Source organism: Mycobacterium sp. 852013-50091_SCH5140682, assembly GCF_001665685.1.
Lineage (GTDB): Bacteria > Actinomycetota > Actinomycetes > Mycobacteriales > Mycobacteriaceae > Mycobacterium.
This window is the reverse complement of sequence record NZ_LZTB01000004.1, coordinates 26445-43909: the sequence shown is the minus strand read 5'-3', so window position 1 is coordinate 43909 and position 17465 is coordinate 26445. Positions and strand designations below refer to the sequence as shown.

General features: G+C 63.5%; 19 protein-coding genes. 15 read left to right on the top strand and 4 right to left on the bottom strand.

Annotated elements, in window-relative coordinates:
- The first annotated feature begins 17 nt into the window (after positions 1 to 17).
- The 5 genes from A5784_RS00295 to A5784_RS00275 are packed head-to-tail and all read left to right on the top strand — an operon-like array spanning position 18 to position 4240.
- Complete coding sequence (locus A5784_RS00295) at positions 18 to 548, top strand: DUF4242 domain-containing protein (RefSeq protein WP_064941173.1); 531 nt, start codon at positions 18 to 20, stop codon at positions 546 to 548.
- Positions 545 to 1585 (top strand): acyl-CoA dehydrogenase family protein, encoded by a 1041-nt coding sequence (locus A5784_RS00290; protein WP_064941171.1) that lies wholly within the window; start codon positions 545 to 547, stop codon positions 1583 to 1585. The genes A5784_RS00295 and A5784_RS00290 overlap by 4 nt, the downstream gene beginning before the upstream one ends.
- Complete coding sequence (locus A5784_RS00285) at positions 1561 to 2286, top strand: ABC transporter ATP-binding protein (RefSeq protein ID WP_064941169.1); 726 nt, start codon at positions 1561 to 1563, stop codon at positions 2284 to 2286. The genes A5784_RS00290 and A5784_RS00285 overlap by 25 nt, the downstream gene beginning before the upstream one ends.
- The gene (locus tag A5784_RS00280; RefSeq protein ID WP_064941167.1) at positions 2283 to 3446 is read left to right on the top strand and encodes an ABC transporter substrate-binding protein; all 1164 of its coding nucleotides are present in this window, start codon (positions 2283 to 2285) and stop codon (positions 3444 to 3446) included. The genes A5784_RS00285 and A5784_RS00280 overlap by 4 nt, the downstream gene beginning before the upstream one ends.
- The gene (locus A5784_RS00275; RefSeq protein ID WP_064941166.1) at positions 3443 to 4240 is read left to right on the top strand and encodes an ABC transporter permease; all 798 of its coding nucleotides are present in this window, start codon (positions 3443 to 3445) and stop codon (positions 4238 to 4240) included. The genes A5784_RS00280 and A5784_RS00275 overlap by 4 nt, the downstream gene beginning before the upstream one ends.
- Here A5784_RS00275 and A5784_RS00270 read toward each other — a convergent pair.
- Positions 4230 to 6044 (bottom strand): hypothetical protein, encoded by a 1815-nt coding sequence (locus A5784_RS00270; protein ID WP_064941165.1) that lies wholly within the window; start codon positions 6042 to 6044, stop codon positions 4230 to 4232. The genes A5784_RS00275 and A5784_RS00270 overlap by 11 nt on opposite strands.
- 162 nt (positions 6045 to 6206) lie before the next feature.
- On the opposite strand from A5784_RS00270, the gene A5784_RS38050 reads away from it, so the two are divergent.
- Positions 6207 to 6350, top strand: a complete 144-nt coding sequence (locus A5784_RS38050) for a hypothetical protein (protein WP_156750297.1) — start codon at positions 6207 to 6209, stop codon at positions 6348 to 6350.
- Positions 6351 to 6397: 47 nt separating this feature from the next.
- Here A5784_RS38050 and A5784_RS00265 read toward each other — a convergent pair whose 3' ends face one another.
- Positions 6398 to 7609 (bottom strand): acyl-CoA dehydrogenase family protein, encoded by a 1212-nt coding sequence (locus tag A5784_RS00265; protein ID WP_064941164.1) that lies wholly within the window; start codon positions 7607 to 7609, stop codon positions 6398 to 6400.
- Between the two features lie 25 nt (positions 7610 to 7634).
- On the bottom strand, positions 7635 to 8246 hold the full coding sequence (locus A5784_RS00260) for a TetR/AcrR family transcriptional regulator (RefSeq protein ID WP_064941163.1): 612 nt from the start codon (positions 8244 to 8246) through the stop codon (positions 7635 to 7637).
- Between the two features lie 148 nt (positions 8247 to 8394).
- Here A5784_RS00260 and A5784_RS00255 point away from each other — a divergent pair, with 148 nt between their 5' ends.
- Positions 8395 to 9003 (top strand): cysteine hydrolase family protein, encoded by a 609-nt coding sequence (locus tag A5784_RS00255; protein ID WP_064941162.1) that lies wholly within the window; start codon positions 8395 to 8397, stop codon positions 9001 to 9003.
- 21 nt (positions 9004 to 9024) lie between these two features.
- Here the strand turns inward: A5784_RS00255 and A5784_RS00250 are convergent, their stop codons facing one another.
- Positions 9025 to 9624: a TetR/AcrR family transcriptional regulator gene (locus A5784_RS00250; RefSeq protein ID WP_064941161.1), complete on the bottom strand. Its 600-nt coding sequence runs from the start codon at positions 9622 to 9624 to the stop codon at positions 9025 to 9027.
- A 268-nt stretch (positions 9625 to 9892) separates the two neighbouring features.
- On the opposite strand from A5784_RS00250, the gene A5784_RS00245 reads away from it, so the two are divergent.
- The 8 genes from A5784_RS00245 to A5784_RS00210 are packed head-to-tail and all read left to right on the top strand — an operon-like array spanning position 9893 to position 17444.
- Complete coding sequence (locus tag A5784_RS00245; RefSeq protein ID WP_232005881.1) at positions 9893 to 11155, top strand: LLM class flavin-dependent oxidoreductase; 1263 nt, start codon at positions 9893 to 9895, stop codon at positions 11153 to 11155.
- Entirely contained in the window at positions 11152 to 12015 is an 864-nt protein-coding gene (locus A5784_RS00240) for an enoyl-CoA hydratase/isomerase family protein (protein WP_064941157.1), read from the top strand. The genes A5784_RS00245 and A5784_RS00240 overlap by 4 nt, the downstream gene beginning before the upstream one ends.
- 3 nt (positions 12016 to 12018) lie before the next feature.
- Positions 12019 to 12825: an enoyl-CoA hydratase/isomerase family protein gene (locus A5784_RS00235; protein WP_064941156.1), complete on the top strand. Its 807-nt coding sequence runs from the start codon at positions 12019 to 12021 to the stop codon at positions 12823 to 12825.
- The gene (locus A5784_RS00230; protein ID WP_197514582.1) at positions 12819 to 13685 is read left to right on the top strand and encodes a branched-chain amino acid ABC transporter permease; all 867 of its coding nucleotides are present in this window, start codon (positions 12819 to 12821) and stop codon (positions 13683 to 13685) included. Before A5784_RS00235 ends, A5784_RS00230 begins: the two co-directional genes overlap by 7 nt.
- Complete coding sequence (locus A5784_RS00225) at positions 13682 to 14671, top strand: branched-chain amino acid ABC transporter permease (RefSeq protein ID WP_064941151.1); 990 nt, start codon at positions 13682 to 13684, stop codon at positions 14669 to 14671. Before A5784_RS00230 ends, A5784_RS00225 begins: the two co-directional genes overlap by 4 nt.
- Positions 14671 to 15450 (top strand): ABC transporter ATP-binding protein, encoded by a 780-nt coding sequence (locus tag A5784_RS00220; RefSeq protein ID WP_064941149.1) that lies wholly within the window; start codon positions 14671 to 14673, stop codon positions 15448 to 15450. The genes A5784_RS00225 and A5784_RS00220 overlap by 1 nt, the downstream gene beginning before the upstream one ends.
- Entirely contained in the window at positions 15437 to 16156 is a 720-nt protein-coding gene (locus A5784_RS00215; protein ID WP_064941148.1) for an ABC transporter ATP-binding protein, read from the top strand. Before A5784_RS00220 ends, A5784_RS00215 begins: the two co-directional genes overlap by 14 nt.
- 28 nt (positions 16157 to 16184) lie before the next feature.
- Entirely contained in the window at positions 16185 to 17444 is a 1260-nt protein-coding gene (locus A5784_RS00210; RefSeq protein WP_064941146.1) for an ABC transporter substrate-binding protein, read from the top strand.
- The last annotated feature ends 21 nt before the right edge of the window (positions 17445 to 17465 follow it).

Below are 17465 nucleotides of genomic sequence, written 5' to 3'. Positions count from 1 at the left end.
GACGACGGGAGTACGCCGTGACGCTGTTCCTCTATGAAATCGCCCTCGAGACCGCCGAAGAGGCCCGAGCCAGCCAGCTGATCAAGGATGCCGACGCCGAAATCCATCGGGCCGGTGGTGAACTGATCGAAGCCCAGGTGACACAGGCGGGCGGCCGTGTCTTCATCGTCGCTGAGTTCGCCGATGCCGCGGCCACGCTCGATTCTCGGGCACTCGGCGTCGGTTCTGTCGCCGGGCCGGACCAGGTGCGCCTGGTCGGGGCCGATCTGGCCGCCCTCAAGGCGGCGCGCCCACACGCCGGCTACCTCGTCGAGTGGCATCTTCCGGAGGACCTCGACATGGAGTCCTATCTCGCTCGCAAGAAGGCGAATGCGCCGAAGTACGCGGAGGTGCCCGAGGTCGATTTCCTGCGTACCTACGTCCGGGAAGACATGGACAAGTGCCTGTGCCTGTACGACGCACCCGACGAGGATGCGGTCCGCCGCGCTCGCCGGGCGGTGTCCACCCCGATCGACCGGCTGCACGGTCTGGCGGCCCCAACGCCATGACGGCCGCAGTGGGCGTGCAGGCCCCGCTGAGACGGATATGCGAGACCGTGAGTCGGCGTGCTTCTGCGCTGGACGAGCGGCGCACCGACGTGCGGGAAGACTTGGCGACGACCGGTGCCGCCGGGTTGTTCGACCTCGGGTTCGAGGCGGGCAGTCTGCCCGACATGGTCGCTGTCATCGACGAGATCGCTGCGCACAGCCTTGCCGTCGGCTTCTCGGTCTGGGCGCACCGGATGACGCTGGAGTATCTTCGGCGCGCACCTGGGAGCTTGGACAGTGCTTTCGGCGAACTGCTGAACGGCAACCGTCCGGGTGTCACGGCGATGGCAGCCGGCCTGCGATATGTCGCCGGTCTGGATGACCTGCCCGTCAAGGCCGAACGCACTGCCGACGGCCTGCGTCTGAACGGGCCGATCCGCTGGGCCTCCAACGTCTTTGACGATGCGCTGATGGTGCTGCCGGCGCGCGGCGCTGACGGTGAAACCTATGTGGTGGCAGCAGATGTGGCACAGCCTGGAGTTACCGTGAACCCTGAGCCGGACCTGATGGCGTTGGGGGCGACCGGCTCGACGTCACTACGTCTGGAGAACGTCGACGTGGCGCACGATCGCATCCTAAGTGCCGATCTGGCCGGCTTTGTCGCGGCGGTACGACCGCCATTTCTGCTGTTACAGAGCGCATTCTGCGTTGGCGTCACGCGGGCTGCGGTAGCTGGTGGGGAGAAGGCCACGGGCGGACTCGCCGGCGAGTTCACCGATCAGATGACCAGTGTCCGCGGGCGCAGCCGGGTCCTGCGCGACGATCTGTATGCGCTGGCGGCCAATCCCCTCGCAGCGCCCATCGCCGACCTCATCCGGATGCGCCTGCTGGCCGCGCAACTTGCGCTGGAGGCGACTCGGTTGGAGTGCACACTGACCGGCGGCGCCGCATACGCCATCGGCAGCCCCGCCAACCGCCGGTTCCGTGAGGCGGCGTTTCTGCCTGTGCAATCTCCATCAGAAGGGCAACTCAGGTGGGAACTGAAACAGTACGAGTAACGGCCGGGCACAAGAGATTCGGCGCCACGACAGCCTTGCGGGACATCGACCTGTCGATTGAAGACGGTGAGTTCCTGGCGGTGCTCGGTAGCAGCGGCAGCGGAAAGTCCACGCTGTTACGCGCTATCGCCGGGCTCGAGCAGCTCACCACCGGCACCGTGGAATGGGCCGGCGACGGAAACCGTCCTCGCACCGGCGTCGTCTTCCAGCAGGCGTTGTTGATGCCCTGGCTCACCGTGAGTGCCAATGTGAGCTTTGCCAAACGCTTTTCAGCGCACCGAGACGGGTTCGACCAGGCATACGCCGAGCAGCTCATGGAGCGGTTCGGTCTGGGAGGCCTTGCTGACCGCTACCCCGATCAACTGTCAGGGGGACAGGCCCAACGGGTGGCCATCCTGCGCGCCGCCGCGACCCGGCCGCGCCTTTTGCTTCTCGACGAACCGTTCAGTGCGCTCGATCCCGCCACAAGGACCGATCTGCGCGGATGGCTTGCCGATCTCGTCACGCAGTTGTCGGTCACCGTCGTTCTGGTGACGCACGATATCGACGAAGCGCTGGAGCTGGCCGACCGCATCGTGCTGCTCGGAGAAGACGGCCGAATCGGCTCGCAGTGGGTCGTGGATCGGGACTCTGCCGCGTCGGCGCAGCTGCGCAGCGACATTCTGGGGCACTACCGACTCGTTGGGAGTGCATCGTCGTGACCCGACGCGGCCTGTCCCGGCGACACGTGCTGCTTGGCGCAACCGCTCTCGCCGCCGCAGGCGGATTCCTGGGCGTCGCTGATCTGGCACGCAGCGCAACCATCGACGCCGCTGCCGGCGATGGCGGTCTTCGTATCGGTTACTTGCCGATCACCGATGCTGCTCCGCTGTTGATCGCACACAGTGCTGGGCTGAATCCGGGCAGCAGCGGCCGCCCGGTGCTGTTCCGCAGTTGGGCGGCCCTGGCCGAGGCATTTCTGACCCGCCAGCTTGATGTCGCACATTTACTGATGCCGATGGCGGTGCAGCTGCGGTATGCACTCGGCGGCGGTGTCCGGGTGCTGGGCTGGAACCACACCAACGGCTCGGCGATCACGGTGGCCCCGCACATCGAGGACCTCGCCGATCTTGCCGGCGCGCAGGTGGCAATTCCGTTCTGGTGGTCGATCCACAACATCGTCGTGCAGCAACTGCTGCGGGCCCACGGCCTGCGGCCGGTGGTGCGGCAGCGCGCGTCACGGCCGCAGCGCACCGTCGAGCTCATCGTGATGAGTCCCTCGGACATGGTGCCGGCGTTGGCGAATCGCTCCATCGGTGCGTACACGGTGGCCGACCCGTTCAACGCGGTGGCACAGATCAAAGGCATCGGACGGATTCACACTTTCCTCGGAGACGTCTGGCGCGACCATGCGTGCTGTGCCCTGGTCACCCACGAGGACGTGATTGCCGCGCGGCCTGCCGCCGTCCAAGGCCTGGCCGACGCCGTGGCGGCGGCACAGCTGCGGATCACCGCTGACCGCACCGGCGCGGCAGCGACCCTGTCGGCGGGTTCCTATCTACCGCAACCCAAACCGGCTCTGCAGTTGGCACTGACCTACCCGAAGGCTCCCTATCCGCTGAAGCACCCGCACTGGCGACCCCAGCAGATCGGGTTCCAGCCCTTCCCCTACGCGAGTTTCACCGAGCGTCTGGTCGAGGCGATGGGAGACACCGTCGTCGACGGTGACCGCCGATTCCTGGCCCGGATCGACCCCGCCAATGTCCACGCCGACCTTGTCGACGACACGTTCATCCGCAACGCCATCACATCGCACGGCGGACCACACGCGTTCGGTATCGACGCCGGTCTCACCAGAATCGAAGAGGTGCAACCACTGTGACGACGTCAGTCGTAACACGGCCTGCCAAGGCTCATCTGGCGTATCGCCTCGGTCCGCCTGCTGTCGCCATACTGGTGGTGGTCGCTGCGTGGTGGTTGCTGACCACGACGGCACACGGCTCGCACTCTCTGCTGCGCCAGACTGCACCACAGCACGTCATTCCCGCTCTGGCCGGGCTGTTGGATCGCGGCGTGCTCCTTCCAGATGCCGCCGTCAGCCTGTGGCGCTTACTCATCGGATTATGTGTCGCGGCACTTATCGGCATCCCGGCCGGTCTGCTCATCGGGACGAGTACCTTCGTCGAACGCGCGTCCCGCCCCGTCGTGCAGTTTCTCCGCATGATCTCACCACTGTCCTGGACGCCGATCGCGGTGGCCCTGTTCGGGATCGGTAGCCAACCGGTGATCTTCCTGATCGCCGCGGCTGCGGTCTGGCCGATTCTGATGAACACGGTGGCCGGCGTACACGCCATCGAACCGGGATATCTCGACGTCGCACGCAGCTTTCATGCCTCCCGTACCGAGACGCTTCTCGCAGTCGTGCTACCCGCCGTCCGCGGACACATCCAGACCGGGCTACGCGTCGCGCTGGGCGTGGCCTGGGTGGTCCTGGTCCCCGCCGAAATGCTCGGTGTCCGTTCTGGATTGGGCTACGAGGTGCTCAATGCCCGCGACCAGCTGGCCTACGACCAGGTGGTGGCGGTTATCGTCGTCATCGGACTTCTCGGGTTCGCATTGGATCTCGGCGCCCGCTGGCTGTTGACGCCTCGGCGGGACAGCAGAGCTACGGTGTGATCAGCGTCCCCGCATCCGACGCTGCCTTCTGCAACTCCGGAATTGTCATGTCGCCGTAGCCACTTTCGACCGGACCCATGGTGGCTCCCAGCCACGGCACCACACCCGGATCCGGGGTAACACCCAGGTTGTAGGCCTGCATGCCCGGCAGGTGATGCTCGAAGAAGTTGCCCAGGATGTCCACCACGAAGACGACGTCGCCGATGGGGTTGGTGCCCCAGAGCGATGCGGCATTGACCAGCGGTGTGGTCGCAGTGGGGTCGCCGATCATCACGATCGAGCCGTAGTGCGGTTTGGTTCCCCCGCCAGGCACGTACGGCGGCACGAACGGTTGCAGCGCAGGCAGATCCGTGGCGAAATACGCGGCGGTGTCACCATAGGTCTCGACATTGACGAAGCCGGAGTTGGCGCCGTTGCCCGGCACCGTGGTGTTGATTCCGGGGCTTTCGAATCCGATACCGCCGACGCCCGTCTGCTGCGCGACGTATTCGGCTTCCCAGCCGCCCAGCGAGTGGCCGGTGACGAAGATGTCTCCCTGGCTGTAGCCCTGTTTGGCCGCCTCGGCCGCAACCTGCTGTTCGAAGGCCAGGGAATCGGTGAAGGCCTGCGGGGTCGTGTTGGTGAAGATCACCTGGGCGTCGGTGGCGATCTGCGAGATCGCAATCACTGGGTTGGCCAACAGGTTTGTGCCGCCGGTGGTGCCCTGATACGCCACGATGATCTGACCCTGCGGTGTCACCCAAGCCTTCGCGGATTCACCCGACAGGGTATTGGTCGACTGCATCTGCTTGCCGTCCACCGTGAACGGCTTCAAATCGCCAGGCGTACCGCCGAGCACATACTCAGCGGCTGCGGCGTTCAGGAACTGCGACACCGTCGGAGTCTTGCCCGTCGTCGGGCCCGTGTACGTCAGCGGTGGCGGCGTCGGTTGCGCGGCGGGTGTCTTGTCCAATCCCAACGTCGCTTCCACACGCCGGAAGGCCGCGAACAACGCCTCGTCGACCGGCTGGAAGTTGATGGGACTCTTCGGACCGTTGGCGGAGACGGTGATGTCCAGTGCTTGCAGCACCGAGTTGATGACGCGGCCCGGCAATTCGGCGAGCTTGGCGATGGGGGACAGCGGTTGCGGCGGAGTCGGGGTGCTCGGAGTCGGGGTGCTAGGGGCCTCGACTGACGACGTGGCCGCGGCGAGCTTCGCCGTCAGGGGGATCGCCTTGGTCGTGGGATTCGGCTGGGGTGTCGCAATGGCTGCGGGCTGCTTGGGTTCGACCGCCCGCGGCGTGGCGGTGCCGCCGGCGAGCGAAGTGGCCGCCGTGGTCAGTTGCTGCACAGCCGCACGTACGCGAGTCGGAGCCGCCTGCTTGGCGTGGGACTTTCCGGCGGCCGCATCCGTGGCCGGGTCTTGGCGCAGAGCCGTCGGCGTCTGCAGTGTTCCTGTCGAATCCTGTTGTGGTTTATCGGTATTCGAGTCGTTCGGGTCCGGTTTGGGAGCCTTTGTATCGGTGCCCGACGCTGCCGCGCCGCCGGTGGGTCCCTTGTCCTGAGTGTCGTCCTTGGTCTTCGTCGTGGTCGACAACCGGCCCGGCCGGTTGGTGTGACCCTGCGCGGGCTTTTTGGGGCCATGGTCGGTGGTGGCACTCGAATGGCTCGATGTGGTTCCGGACGAGTCGGACGTGCCGGGGTCCGCCCACGCCACAGCGTGTCCGCTCGCCCCGGCGATCCCGATGCCGACCGCTACAACGGACAGGCCGTAGCGCGGTAGTAGGCGTCTGGCACTTTTCCGGCAGCGCGAATTATGCACCATAATTGATGTCCCCCTTGACATTTCACGGTGGTGTCCGCATCTGCCGATGGCATGGGTGCCAGCCGCCCCGAACACACGCCGGCTCAATATATGACATCGCGTGATGTCATTGTCGGTTTTGGCGTATGTGGTCGGTGGCGCCGGGGGACGGCACCCAAACGGATGACATTCGTTCGGCCGATCTGGTTACCGGGCGTCGGCGACTTCGGTCGCCAACGAGTCCTGACGCGGCGGGTGCCGATGCGCCTCGACGCACGCGATAGCGCCGTCGACGTCTACAAGGTCTTCCAGGAGAAGAAGTCGTGAACATCGCCGTCGGCTTCTACCAGGGATTCTGCCCCGCCGGATCTGAATCAGCGAATCGCCAGGCCCGTCAGTGCGCGTGAGATGACCAGCCGCTGAATCTCGCTGGTGCCCTCGAAGATCGTGAAGATCTTGGCGTCGCGGTGCATCCGCTCCACCGGGTAGTCGCGGGTGTACCCGTTGCCGCCCAGGATCTGGATGGCCTCATCGGTGACATAGACCGCTGTTTCGCTGGCGACCAGCTTGGCCATCGAGCCCTCGGCATTGTCGAAGCTCTGGTTGTTGCGAGCCATCCAGCCGGCGCGCCACACGAGGAGCCGGGCGGCGTCGATGCGGCTCTTCATATCGGCGAGCTTGAACGCCACGGCTTGGAACTCGCCGATCTTGCGGCCGAATTGTTCGCGCTGGCAGGCATATTCGAGGGCATACTCGTACGCGGCGCGGGCCACACCGACCGCCATGGCGCCCACGGTGGGCCGGGTACGCTCGAAGGTCTTCATGGCGGCCTGACCGCCCGCGGATGCACCGGACTTCACGCGTGCCACGCGCGCCTCGAACTTCTCGCGGCCGCCGAGGATCAGATCCTCGGGCAGTCGCACGTTGTCGAGCACCACCTCGGCGGTGTGCGACGCACGGATTCCGTGCTTCTTGAACTTCTGTCCCTGCGCCAAGCCCGGAGTTTCGGGCGGGATGATGAAGGTCGCCTGGCCGCGGGAGCCGAGTTCGGGGTACACCGACGCGACCACGATGTGCACGTTGGCGATGCCGCCGTTGGTCGCCCACGTCTTGGTTCCGTTGAGCACCCACTCCCGGGTGGCTTCATCGAACCGGGCCCGGGTGCGGATGGCGCCGACGTCGGAGCCGGCATCGGGTTCCGACGAGCAGAACGCCCCCAGTTGCGGTTCGCCGGGCGTGCCGAACATTGCAGGCAACCACTGTCCGATCTGCTCAGGAGTTCCGTTGCCCGCCAACGCCGCTGCTGCCAAACCGGTACCCAAGATGGACAGAGCGATACCGGCGTCACCCCAGAACAGCTCCTCGAACACCGTGATGAAGCCCAACCCGGTCGGCTCGGCGGCCTGGGTTCCGAAAAATTCGGGGGAGTATAGGCCGACCTTGGCGGCCTCCTGGATGATCGGCCACGGAGTTTCCTCCCGTTCGTCCCATTCGGAGGCGGCGGGACGCACAATCTCGGTGGCGAACTGGTGCACCCAGTCGCGGACCGCGATCACATCGTCGCTGAGCTGCAGTGAGAAGGTCATGTGTGACTCCTGAAAAGCGAAGTGGTTAGCGGTCTTTAGGAACGGAGTACTGCTTGAGCATGCTGACGGTCTGGGCGACCCAGGCCTCGAAGTAGCGGTCGTCATCGATGTTGCCCGGCGTGCGGCGCGTGAGTGCTCGCAACGTGGCGTGATAGGACAGTGCCCCGATCGCGACCGCGGCGGCCGCGGCGGGGTCCGGGATTCGGGTGCGGCCGGCGCGGTTGGAGGCCTCCAGTTCGTCGGCGAACCGCTGGTAGGCGTTGTCGGTGATGGTCTGCCAGGTGTGCTCGTCGAGTTCGCCGAGCTCATCGGGTTCGCGAAGCATGACCCGCAGCAGGTCCTCACTGTCGGCGAGGTTGTTCCAGATCAGTTGTCCTGCGGTGCGGACCGCAGCCTCGGTGCCCTTGGGCTCGCCCGCGTCGAATTCCTCACGCGCCGTGACGATGTTGTCGATCCGGTGGCCCACCGCAGCCTCGAGCAACGCGCGCTTGGAAGAGAAATGCTTGTAGAGCGCACCGGACCCAGGCGCCAGCCCGGCCGCCTGTTGGATATCGGCCACCGACGTCGCCGCGTAGCCCTTGGCGGCGAACAGTTCCAGCGCGATGGCCAAGAGCTGATCACGCGTCGATGCCGACATGGTGAGAGAGTACTCACTCACCGCAGTCGCGGGCAAATCCGATGAGGCTGGGGTCGCGCGCGATGAACGAAGGGCGCGCCGAGACGGCGCTGGCGTGCGGCGAACTGCACCGATTGCCCTCCGCGGAAAGCAGGATTAACCTGCGGTTATGGCGATCGACCCGGCGACAACAGCTGTCGTGCTCATCGAGTTTCAAAACGATTTCACCTCGGAGGGCGGCGCCTTGCACGGCGCCGTGGCCGAGGTGATGCAGGCCACGAAGATGCTGGCCAACATGAGGGAAGTGGTCGACAGTGCGCGGGCCGCCGGAGCGACCGTGATGCACGCGCCGATCACATTCGCGGAAGGATATGGCGAGATCTCAGCTCATCCATACGGGATCTTGAAGGGCGTTGTGGACGGCCAAGCGTTCATCAAAGGTTCGTGGGGAGCCGAGATCGTCGATGAACTCGCGCCGATGCCCGGCGATATCCTGATCGAGGGCAAACGTGGTCTCGACACCTTCGCCAGCACCAATCTCGACTTCATACTGCGCAGCAAGGGGATAAGCACGCTTGCGTTGGGCGGATTTCTCACCAACTGCTGCGTCGAGTCGACCATGCGCACGGGCTACGAGAATGGCTATCAGGTGGTCACCCTGAGCGACTGCGTCGCGGCCACCTCAGTCGAGGAACACGAGAACGCGCTGAAATACGACTACCCGATGTTCTCCCGTCCGATGACGGCCGGCGAATTCGTAGCTGAACTGACGTCGTAGCTGAGATTGGTTGTACGCCCGTCATTCGTCCCGTGGCGAGGTGAGCGCCTTGATCGCGGCGGTTGACATCGTCTTGACGATGGACTCCTGGTCCAGGCCCTTGTTGAGGGTCGCCACGGAATTGAGCATCGAGAACACCGTGTGTGTGAGCAGCCGAACCTCTGGTTCGGACAGGTCGGGCCGCAATGTGCCAACGATCGAGATCCATTCCTCGGCATAGAGGTTCATCTCACGCCGGATACGCCGCCGGTCCTTCTCCGGCAACGCGTGTTCGTTCTTCATGAAGACGAGAGTCGTCGGCGCCGAGGTCACGACGCTTCTGATGTGGAAGTTGACCAGAATCTCCAGCGCGGCCCGCGGATCGGGCTCCGCCTCCACGGTCTCGCTGGCGAACTGGTGCAGGGCGGCCAAGGGGCTCTCCACCACGGCGATCAAGAGAGCCTGCTTGTTCGCGAAGTGGTTGTAGAGGCCCGGCCCGGAAATTCCGGCCGCTGTGCAGATCATGTCCACAGTGACTCCGTCGTAGGAGTTTCGTAAGAACAGGTCGGCGGCCACCTTGAGCAAGACGTCCCGGCGTGAGGTGCCGGCGGCCGTCTCGTGCGCGGCATCGTCAGTGGTCATGGCAAGTAACGATAGCCACGGGGCCCAGGCGCCGCCGAGCCCGGGAAGCGGTCAGGAAGGCACACCGCGTCGGGCTCACGTTGAACTGTCGGTCGCTGACCAGCTGACCCGCAATGTATTAATAGCTATTAACCCCGTGGAGTTGGACGTTCAGGTGCGCTGCGTACACCTGGAGCTGTCGGGTTGTCCCTTCGGTCCTTGATATGCACAGTTCATAAGACATTTACGGCTGGCACTTACTGTCCGGCGACTGGGTTTGAGGTCGGCATTGACATTGGCCGTAGAGCGTCCTAGGTTAAGGAACGTTCACCTAGTGGAAAGTGGTGTGAATATGCGGTTCATCTTCATGAGCGAAGGCGAGACGGTCCCGGGGCATACCCATGAGCACCGCTACCGGGAGCTCGTGGACGAAGTCCTACTTGCAGAGGAGGTGGGGTTCGACGCGTTCGGAACGTCCGAGCAGCACGTCGCGATCGGTACGGCGACAACCTCAGCACCTGAAGTCATCTATCCCTACCTGATGGCACTGACCAAGCGCATCCGATTCATGCACCTGGTCACGCTCTTGCCCACGCGCATCAACCATGCCCTTCGCGTTGCCGAACGGTTGGCAACCGAGGACATCCTGTCCAACGGTCGAGTAGAACTCGGTGTGGGGCGCGGGAACACGACACTTGCGCTGCGCGCCTTCGAGGTTGAACCTAGCGAGAACAAGGCTCAGCTCATCGAAGGCCTGGAGGTCATTCGCCGGGCCCTGCACAATGACGTGTTCTCCTACGTTGGCGAGCACTACAAGATCCCGCCGCGAAGCCTGGTACCCAAGGCAATTCAGCAGCCCTATCCCCCCATTTCGATGGCGGCAGGCAGCCCCCAGTCGGTTCGTCAGGCCGCCGAACTCGGTGTCGGGGCCATCGTGGGCGGTTTCTACCTGGGTTTCGAGTTTGTCGAGAGCATGCTGCGCATCTACGACGACGCCCTGGAGGGAGCCGCGCATCCCTATCCGCTCCAAGCGCAGAAGCTCGTTGCGGTCGGAGGCGGAATGCACTGTGCCGAGACACGCGAGGAAGCGCTCAAGTGGGCGCGGAATCTCAAAGAGACCGTGGCTCTTTCGACGGACGCGTATGAGCGGCTGTCCAAGTTGTCCGCCGACTACCAGTACATGGGTGCGGTGCGGAATGTCGACTTCGACGACGAGCGATACATGTTCGAGGACTCATCCGGATTCATCGTGGGCGACCCCGATGACTGTGCGGCACAAGTGCAACGCTTCGCCGACCTCGGTGCAGACGCCATCGTCATGCGAATCGATGGACTCCCGCACAGAGAACTGATGAAGTCGATCGAGCTCTTCGGCAAATATGTCATCCCCAGGTTCAAAAACCCACGGGCTGTGGTGCGCCCCGCCGACGCGATTCTGGCCGACATCCGCACAGCTCGGCCCGCTCACTATGCGGAGCTTGAAGCGTTCGAAAAATCGAAACCCCAATCGAATTCCCATAAGAACGTTGTCACGGTAGGAGAACCACGATGAGCAAACTGGCCGCAGATGACGTCTTCAGCCGCTATCCCGAGGAAGTTCTGATCGAGCGCAGGCCCAATGGTGTACTGCTCATCACGATCAACAAACCCGACCGGCTCAATGCCTTGACGATGCCGATGTTCGACCATCTGTCGGACATCTGGGTCGACGTCGACCGAGACCCTGAAACACGCGTTGCCGTCATCACGGGCGCCGGCCGTGGCTTCTGCACGGGCATGGATGTACGGCAGCCGGAGCCGACACTGGACGAAGCGGTCGCGCTCATGGAGGGCGAGCGCAGACGGATCACGGCCATACTCAACATGGACAAGCCGCTGATCTCGGCAATCAATGGTCCCGCAGTGGGCTGGGGATTGTCGATGGCCCTTCTGGCCGACATCAGTGTCGCTGCCGAGGATGCACTGCTGCGAGACGGGCACACCCGTGTCGGTGTGGTCGCAGGCGACCATTCCTCACTCATCTGGCCGTTGCTCGTGGGGATGGCCAAGACGAAGTACTACCAGTTGACGTCGGCGAGCATGACCGGCACCGAGGCTGAACGGATCGGATTGGTGAGTCTCGCCGTACCGAGGGAGAACGTGCTGGATCGCGCCCTCGAGATCGCCGACGAACTCGCGCAGGGCTCGCAGCAGGCGATCCGCTGGACAAAACGGTCCCTGAACACCGGATGGCTCACCAATGCCCTTCCGCAGCACGAGCTTTCCGCGGCCCTAGAGGTCATCGGCTTCGCGAGCGCAGACTACTTCGAGGCTCGCCAGGCCTTCCGCGAAGGTCGTCCGCCGGAGTATCCGTCCGCGCGCGGCGAAGGGCGTTCTGTCCTCGGACCGCAGCCGGCGAACGCAGCCAGGTGACCTATGAGCGCACTCGCGATCGGCCAGCCCGCCACTCTCGACACAGCTGACCACGATGGCGTTCTGGTGGTCGCGCTGGACAGGCCACCGGCAAATGCGATGAACCGGCAACTCATCCACGATCTTGCCCGCCTGTTCGAGCAGCTCACCGCCAGGTCAGACGCACCGCCGATCGTGCTCACCGGTAAGGGCGAGCGGTTTTTCAGCGCCGGAGGCGACATCAAGGAGCTCGAAGGTGCGCTCGTCGGCGAGATCGACGTCCGCATGCGGGAATTCCACGCACTACTCGTTGCGATGGACCGCTACCCGCGGCCGGTGGTCAGCGCGATCAACGGGCACTGTGTCGGCGGCGGTATGGAGGTCGCGCTCTTTTCGGACTGTGTGTTGGCGGTCAACTCGGCGCGGTTCGGGTTTCCGGAGATCAACCACGGACTGTTGCCGGCGGACAAGGGAATCCAACGAGCGAACCGGGTGCTCGGTGTGCGCATCACCCGACGAATCATCCTGTCAGGTGAGCTCTTCGGAGCGCAGCACGCTTTCGACATCGGCCTCGTCGACGAACTCGTCACCGATCCCGAGGCGCTGATACCCGAGGCCGTCGCGACGGCGCGAGCCGCGGGTTCGAAGGCGCCTGTGCTCTATGGTGCCTTGAAAAGCAGCCTCAACGATCCGGACGATGTGCGTGATGAGGCGTCTCTGCAACGCACGCTGAAAACTGCTGCAGAATATTTCGACGACCCGGCCGCACGAGAGTTGCGGCAGCGATGGAGTGGCCGGAGGACTTCCGCTGCCAAGGTGCAGTCGTGTTGATCGTCGTTGTCGCCGGATTGGTCAGCGGCTCCGTTCTCCTGCTCGCGACAGTGGGTTTTGAACTCCTCCGGCGCGTCGAGGGATTCCTCAACATCGCGCATCCGCAGCTCATCGTGCTCAGCGGATTCAGTGCATACGGGTTCAACGTGCTGGTCGGGTTGCACTGGACCTTGTCGTGTGTCCTGGCGATCGTCGTCACGACGGTGGTCGGAGTGGTGAGCGCGAGAGCGGTCTTCTGGCCGATGCGCCAGCGCCCGCATTACATTCCGATGATCGCGTCCGTCGGACTCGCGTTCTTCCTGCACGCGATGATCGAGATCTTCACGGGGTTCGGCGTGAAGACGTTGGATGTGCCGTTGCAGAAAACCATCAGCATCGGCGGTGTCGCGGTTGCAGGCGCCGATCAGATCGCCGTCATCGGTACTGCTGCTTTAGTCGTGGTGGCACTGCACTTTTGGCTCGCCAAGTCATACAGCGGCAGGGCGTTGCGGGCCATGGCGAACAATCCGGCACTTGCGCAAATTCGAGGGGTCAACACCTCGAATCTGCAGTACCTCACCTGGGCGGTCGCCAGCGCACTGGCAGCACTGGCGGGAACTCTGATCGCGCTCACGGCGCGGATTTATCCCGAGCTCGGCTGGGATCAAGTACTGGTCATCTCCGCCGCTGCGATCATCGGTGGGTTAGGCAGCATCTACGGCGTGATGGTCGCGGCAGTCCTCGTCGGACTCACGTCTAGCGTGGCGACCTTGGCAATTCCGTCCGAATACACCCCGATGGTGGTCTTTACCGTCATAGCCCTGGTCGTCTTTGTCCGCCCCGAGGGCCTCTTCAGCGGTCCAAAGGAGCGTGTGGCGTGAGCACCCTGCTGATTGTCGGTGGACTAGTCATCCTGATGGGCGTTTACGCCGTCGCAGCTCTGGCGTTGAACCTGCAGTTCGGTGTTGGAGGCATGGTCAATTTCGGTGTCGCAGCGTTCTTCGGAATCGGAGCGTATGCGTACGCACTCACTGTGATGCCCGCCCAGTCCGGCTCGTACACCTACATTCTCGGGCTGGGCCTGCCGTGGTGGGCCGGCACCATCATAGGTGGCCTGACCGCGGCCCTTCTCGCTCTCGTCGTGGGATGCGGACTGCTGCGGGTAGGCGGGGAGTACCTCGCGGTGGTGGCCCTGGCGTTGGCCGAGGTGATACGTCAGCTCTTCATCAACCAGTCGGCGATCGCAAACGGCGCGCGCGGCCTCCTGGACGCGCCGGTGCCCAGTCTTGACAGCATTCCGGGACGGGCCCAATCGTTGTACGTCGCAGCACTTGTGTTGGCGATATTGGGAATCAGTTTCCTGGCCTTCCGCCGTGTGACGCGGTCAGCGTACGGACGAAGTCTGCTTGCGGTGAACCAGAACGAGGCTGTTGCTCGCTCGCTTGGCATCAATGTCTACACGGTCAAACTCAAAGCCTTCGTGTTCGCCTCATTCTTTATGGGCCTGGCCGGGGTCATGTACGTCTGGTACCTGTCGATACTGACTCCGAGTTTCTTCAACGTGAACATCACCTTCACCGTCTTCATCGCGTTGATCATCGGTGGCATCGGCAGCAATGCGGGCGCGGCGCTCGGTGCGGTGGTGCTTCTCGGCCTACGAGAAGGGCTCACCTATATCGAGGCGGGCCCTCTCACCTCTGAAGTGATGGCCAGTCTGCAGGATGCCCTGCAGGGACTCGTCCTGATCGTCATCTTGCTGTTCTGGCCGGGGGGTCTGCTCCGGCCGCGATTGGCCAGCTATCGGAGACCTGGTACGGCCAGCCTCCCCACTCCCGCGCTGGCTACGACTGCGGCAGGGGAGCGATGATGGTGCAGCCATTGCTCGAAGTCGTCGGTCTGGTAAAGGCTTTCGGCCAGTTACGGGCTCTTGACAGTGTCGCGATGAAGATCAGCCCGGGTGCGATCACCGGCCTCATCGGTCCAAACGGCTCGGGGAAAACGACGCTGTTCAATGCGATTTCCGGGTTCGTCCGACCTGACACGGGCACGGTGATGTTCGACGGACGTGACATCACGGGTGTGCCGACGCACCGACTTGCTCGGTTGGGCCTCAAGCGGACATTCCAGAATGCTGCCGATTTCACGGACATGTCGGTTCTGCAGAATCTGCTGACGTCAGTGCGCTCGGCGCCAGGCGAGCGCCTCTGGCGCCTCTTCACGTCACCACGTGACGTGGCTGTCGGGGAACGCGCTCTGGTCGATCGCGCCTGGGAGCTCCTGGATCGGATGGCACTGACCGAACTGGCGAACACTCGCGCAGGAGACCTGTCGATCGGGCAGGGACGCTTGCTCCAGATCGCACGGTTGCTCATGGAGCCGCCGTCGTTGCTGATGCTCGATGAGCCGTCGTCTGGGTTGAACCCTGACGATCAGCATCGGTTGTCGTTGACGGTGCGGGATTTGTGCACCACAGAGAACATGACGGTCCTGGTGATCGAGCACAACATGTCGTTCCTCAATGCGATCTCGGATGCGCTGTATGTCATGTACGACGGACGGGTCATCGCGAACGGCCCGCCGGCACAGGTCATCAGCAATCCCGTCGTTGTCGAGACCTATCTGGGAGCGCGCCATGCCACTGCTTGATGTCGAAAACCTGACCAGTGGCTATGGTCGTAACAACATCATCCGTGGCGTCACCCTCACCGCCGAGCACGGGTCCATCACAGCCATCATCGGCCCCAACGGGGCGGGTAAGACGACACTCGTCCAGACCATCGCCGGCGTGGTCAATGCACGTGGTGGGTCTGTCAAACTCGAAGGAGACAGGCTCGACGCGATGTCGACGCGCGAGCGGGCACGTCACGGCCTGGGCTATACGCCTCAGTTGCGCAACGTCTTCGGAGCATTGTCGGTAGAGGACAACCTCGAGGTTGTCACGCGCGCGATGGGCCTGGCGCGCGAGCGCCTCGACGAGGTCTTCGATACGTTTCCGATCCTTGCCGAGCGGCGCAAGCAGCGAGCAGGGACTCTTTCGGGTGGGCAGCGCCAGCAACTCGCGATTGCCTCATCGTTGTTGATGCAGCCAAAGCTGTTGATCCTCGACGAGCCCACGACGGGTCTCGCTCCTCAGATCGTCGACTCGCTCATCGAACAGATCTGTCGCATCGAACGCGGTGGGACCGGCGTCCTCTGGGTGATCGAGGAGCACCCACGCCAGATTCTTCCCCTCTGCGGGCGGGTGTTTCTCATGGACTCGGGCCAGATACGACACGATGCGACCGGGCCGGATCTGCTGGCCGACCCGAACTTCGCCGAGATATTTCTGGGCGCGCGGATTCCGACACCCTAAATTGGTTCTGCTACAGGAGAGTTGAGCGATGGACAGAGTCGGTATTTCGACGCGCAAGCTGTCGGTGGTGGCCGTTGTCGTGGCTACCGGGGCAGCTCTGATGGGGTGCGGCGACGGCGACGGTACGGCAGTCATCGGTGTCGCCGCGCCGCTGTCCGGAGAGGCAGCAGTATGGGGCGGCCCGGTCGATTCTATGGCCCGCGCGGTTGTGGACCATGTCAACAAGCTTGGCGGCATCAACGGAACGAAGCTCAGGGTGGTAAGCGAGGATGAGAAGTTCAACGCCGAGGACGGGGTCCGTGCGGTTACCAAGCTCATCAACAGCGACAACGCGCAGTTTATCGTCGGCCCGACATCGGCGACCTTCATGGCGACCCTCAAACAGGCCGAACGCAGCGAAGTGGTGATCGCATCGCCGTACGCGGGCATGGTGGAATTCGATGCCCACGCCAATCCCTTCACCTTTCGCACCGTCGGGCCAGACACTTTCGACGGTTTGACCGTGGCGAAGAACCTCTGGGACCAGGGATTCAAGACCGTGTCGATCCTGTACGAAAACGTGGACTCTGCGCGCAGTACGTCCAACTGGGTCGAATCTTTCTACACAAAGCTCGGCGGAAGGGTCGTGGCGAAGGTCGCGTTCAACGGTGGTCAAACGTCTTATCTTCCTGAGGTTCGCAGAGCCTTCGAGCCCGAGCCCGACATTGTTTTCCTCGCCGGCTCTGTTGAGCCTGCGGTGCCGATCTTGCGCGAGTGGGCTCGATTGGGTTTGCCCGGCAAGTGGTCATTCATCGCCGAGCTGTCTTATCCGGTCTTACTGAATGAGGTTGGCGCTCAATACCTCGAAGGTGCGTTTGGGCAGTCTGCGATGGCCGCCGATTCCCCCGCCATCGCAGGCATGCGCGAACTTCTGACCGAAGAGTACGGGGACCTGAAAGGCAATGAGATTGCTGAACAGCCCACGGCAGGCTTGACCTACGACGCAATCGTCTCTGCAGTACTGTCGATGGCGGCTGGGGGACAAGCGACAGGAGTCGCGATAGCCGAGAACTTGCACAAGGTAACCGATCCTGGCGGTAAACCGGTCTACACCCTCGATGAAGGGCTGGCATCACTGGCCAAAGGCGAGAAAATCGACTACCAGGGAGCCTCCGGTCCGGTCGATTTCACGTCGACGAACACAGCCACGCCTGACTACGGCGTCTTTCAAGTGATCGATGGCAAATGGAAGGTCATCAAGCGTTACGCGGGCGCGGAACTTTACGACTTGGCTGAGGAACTCGGGTGACTATGAAGATGACAAGCCCAC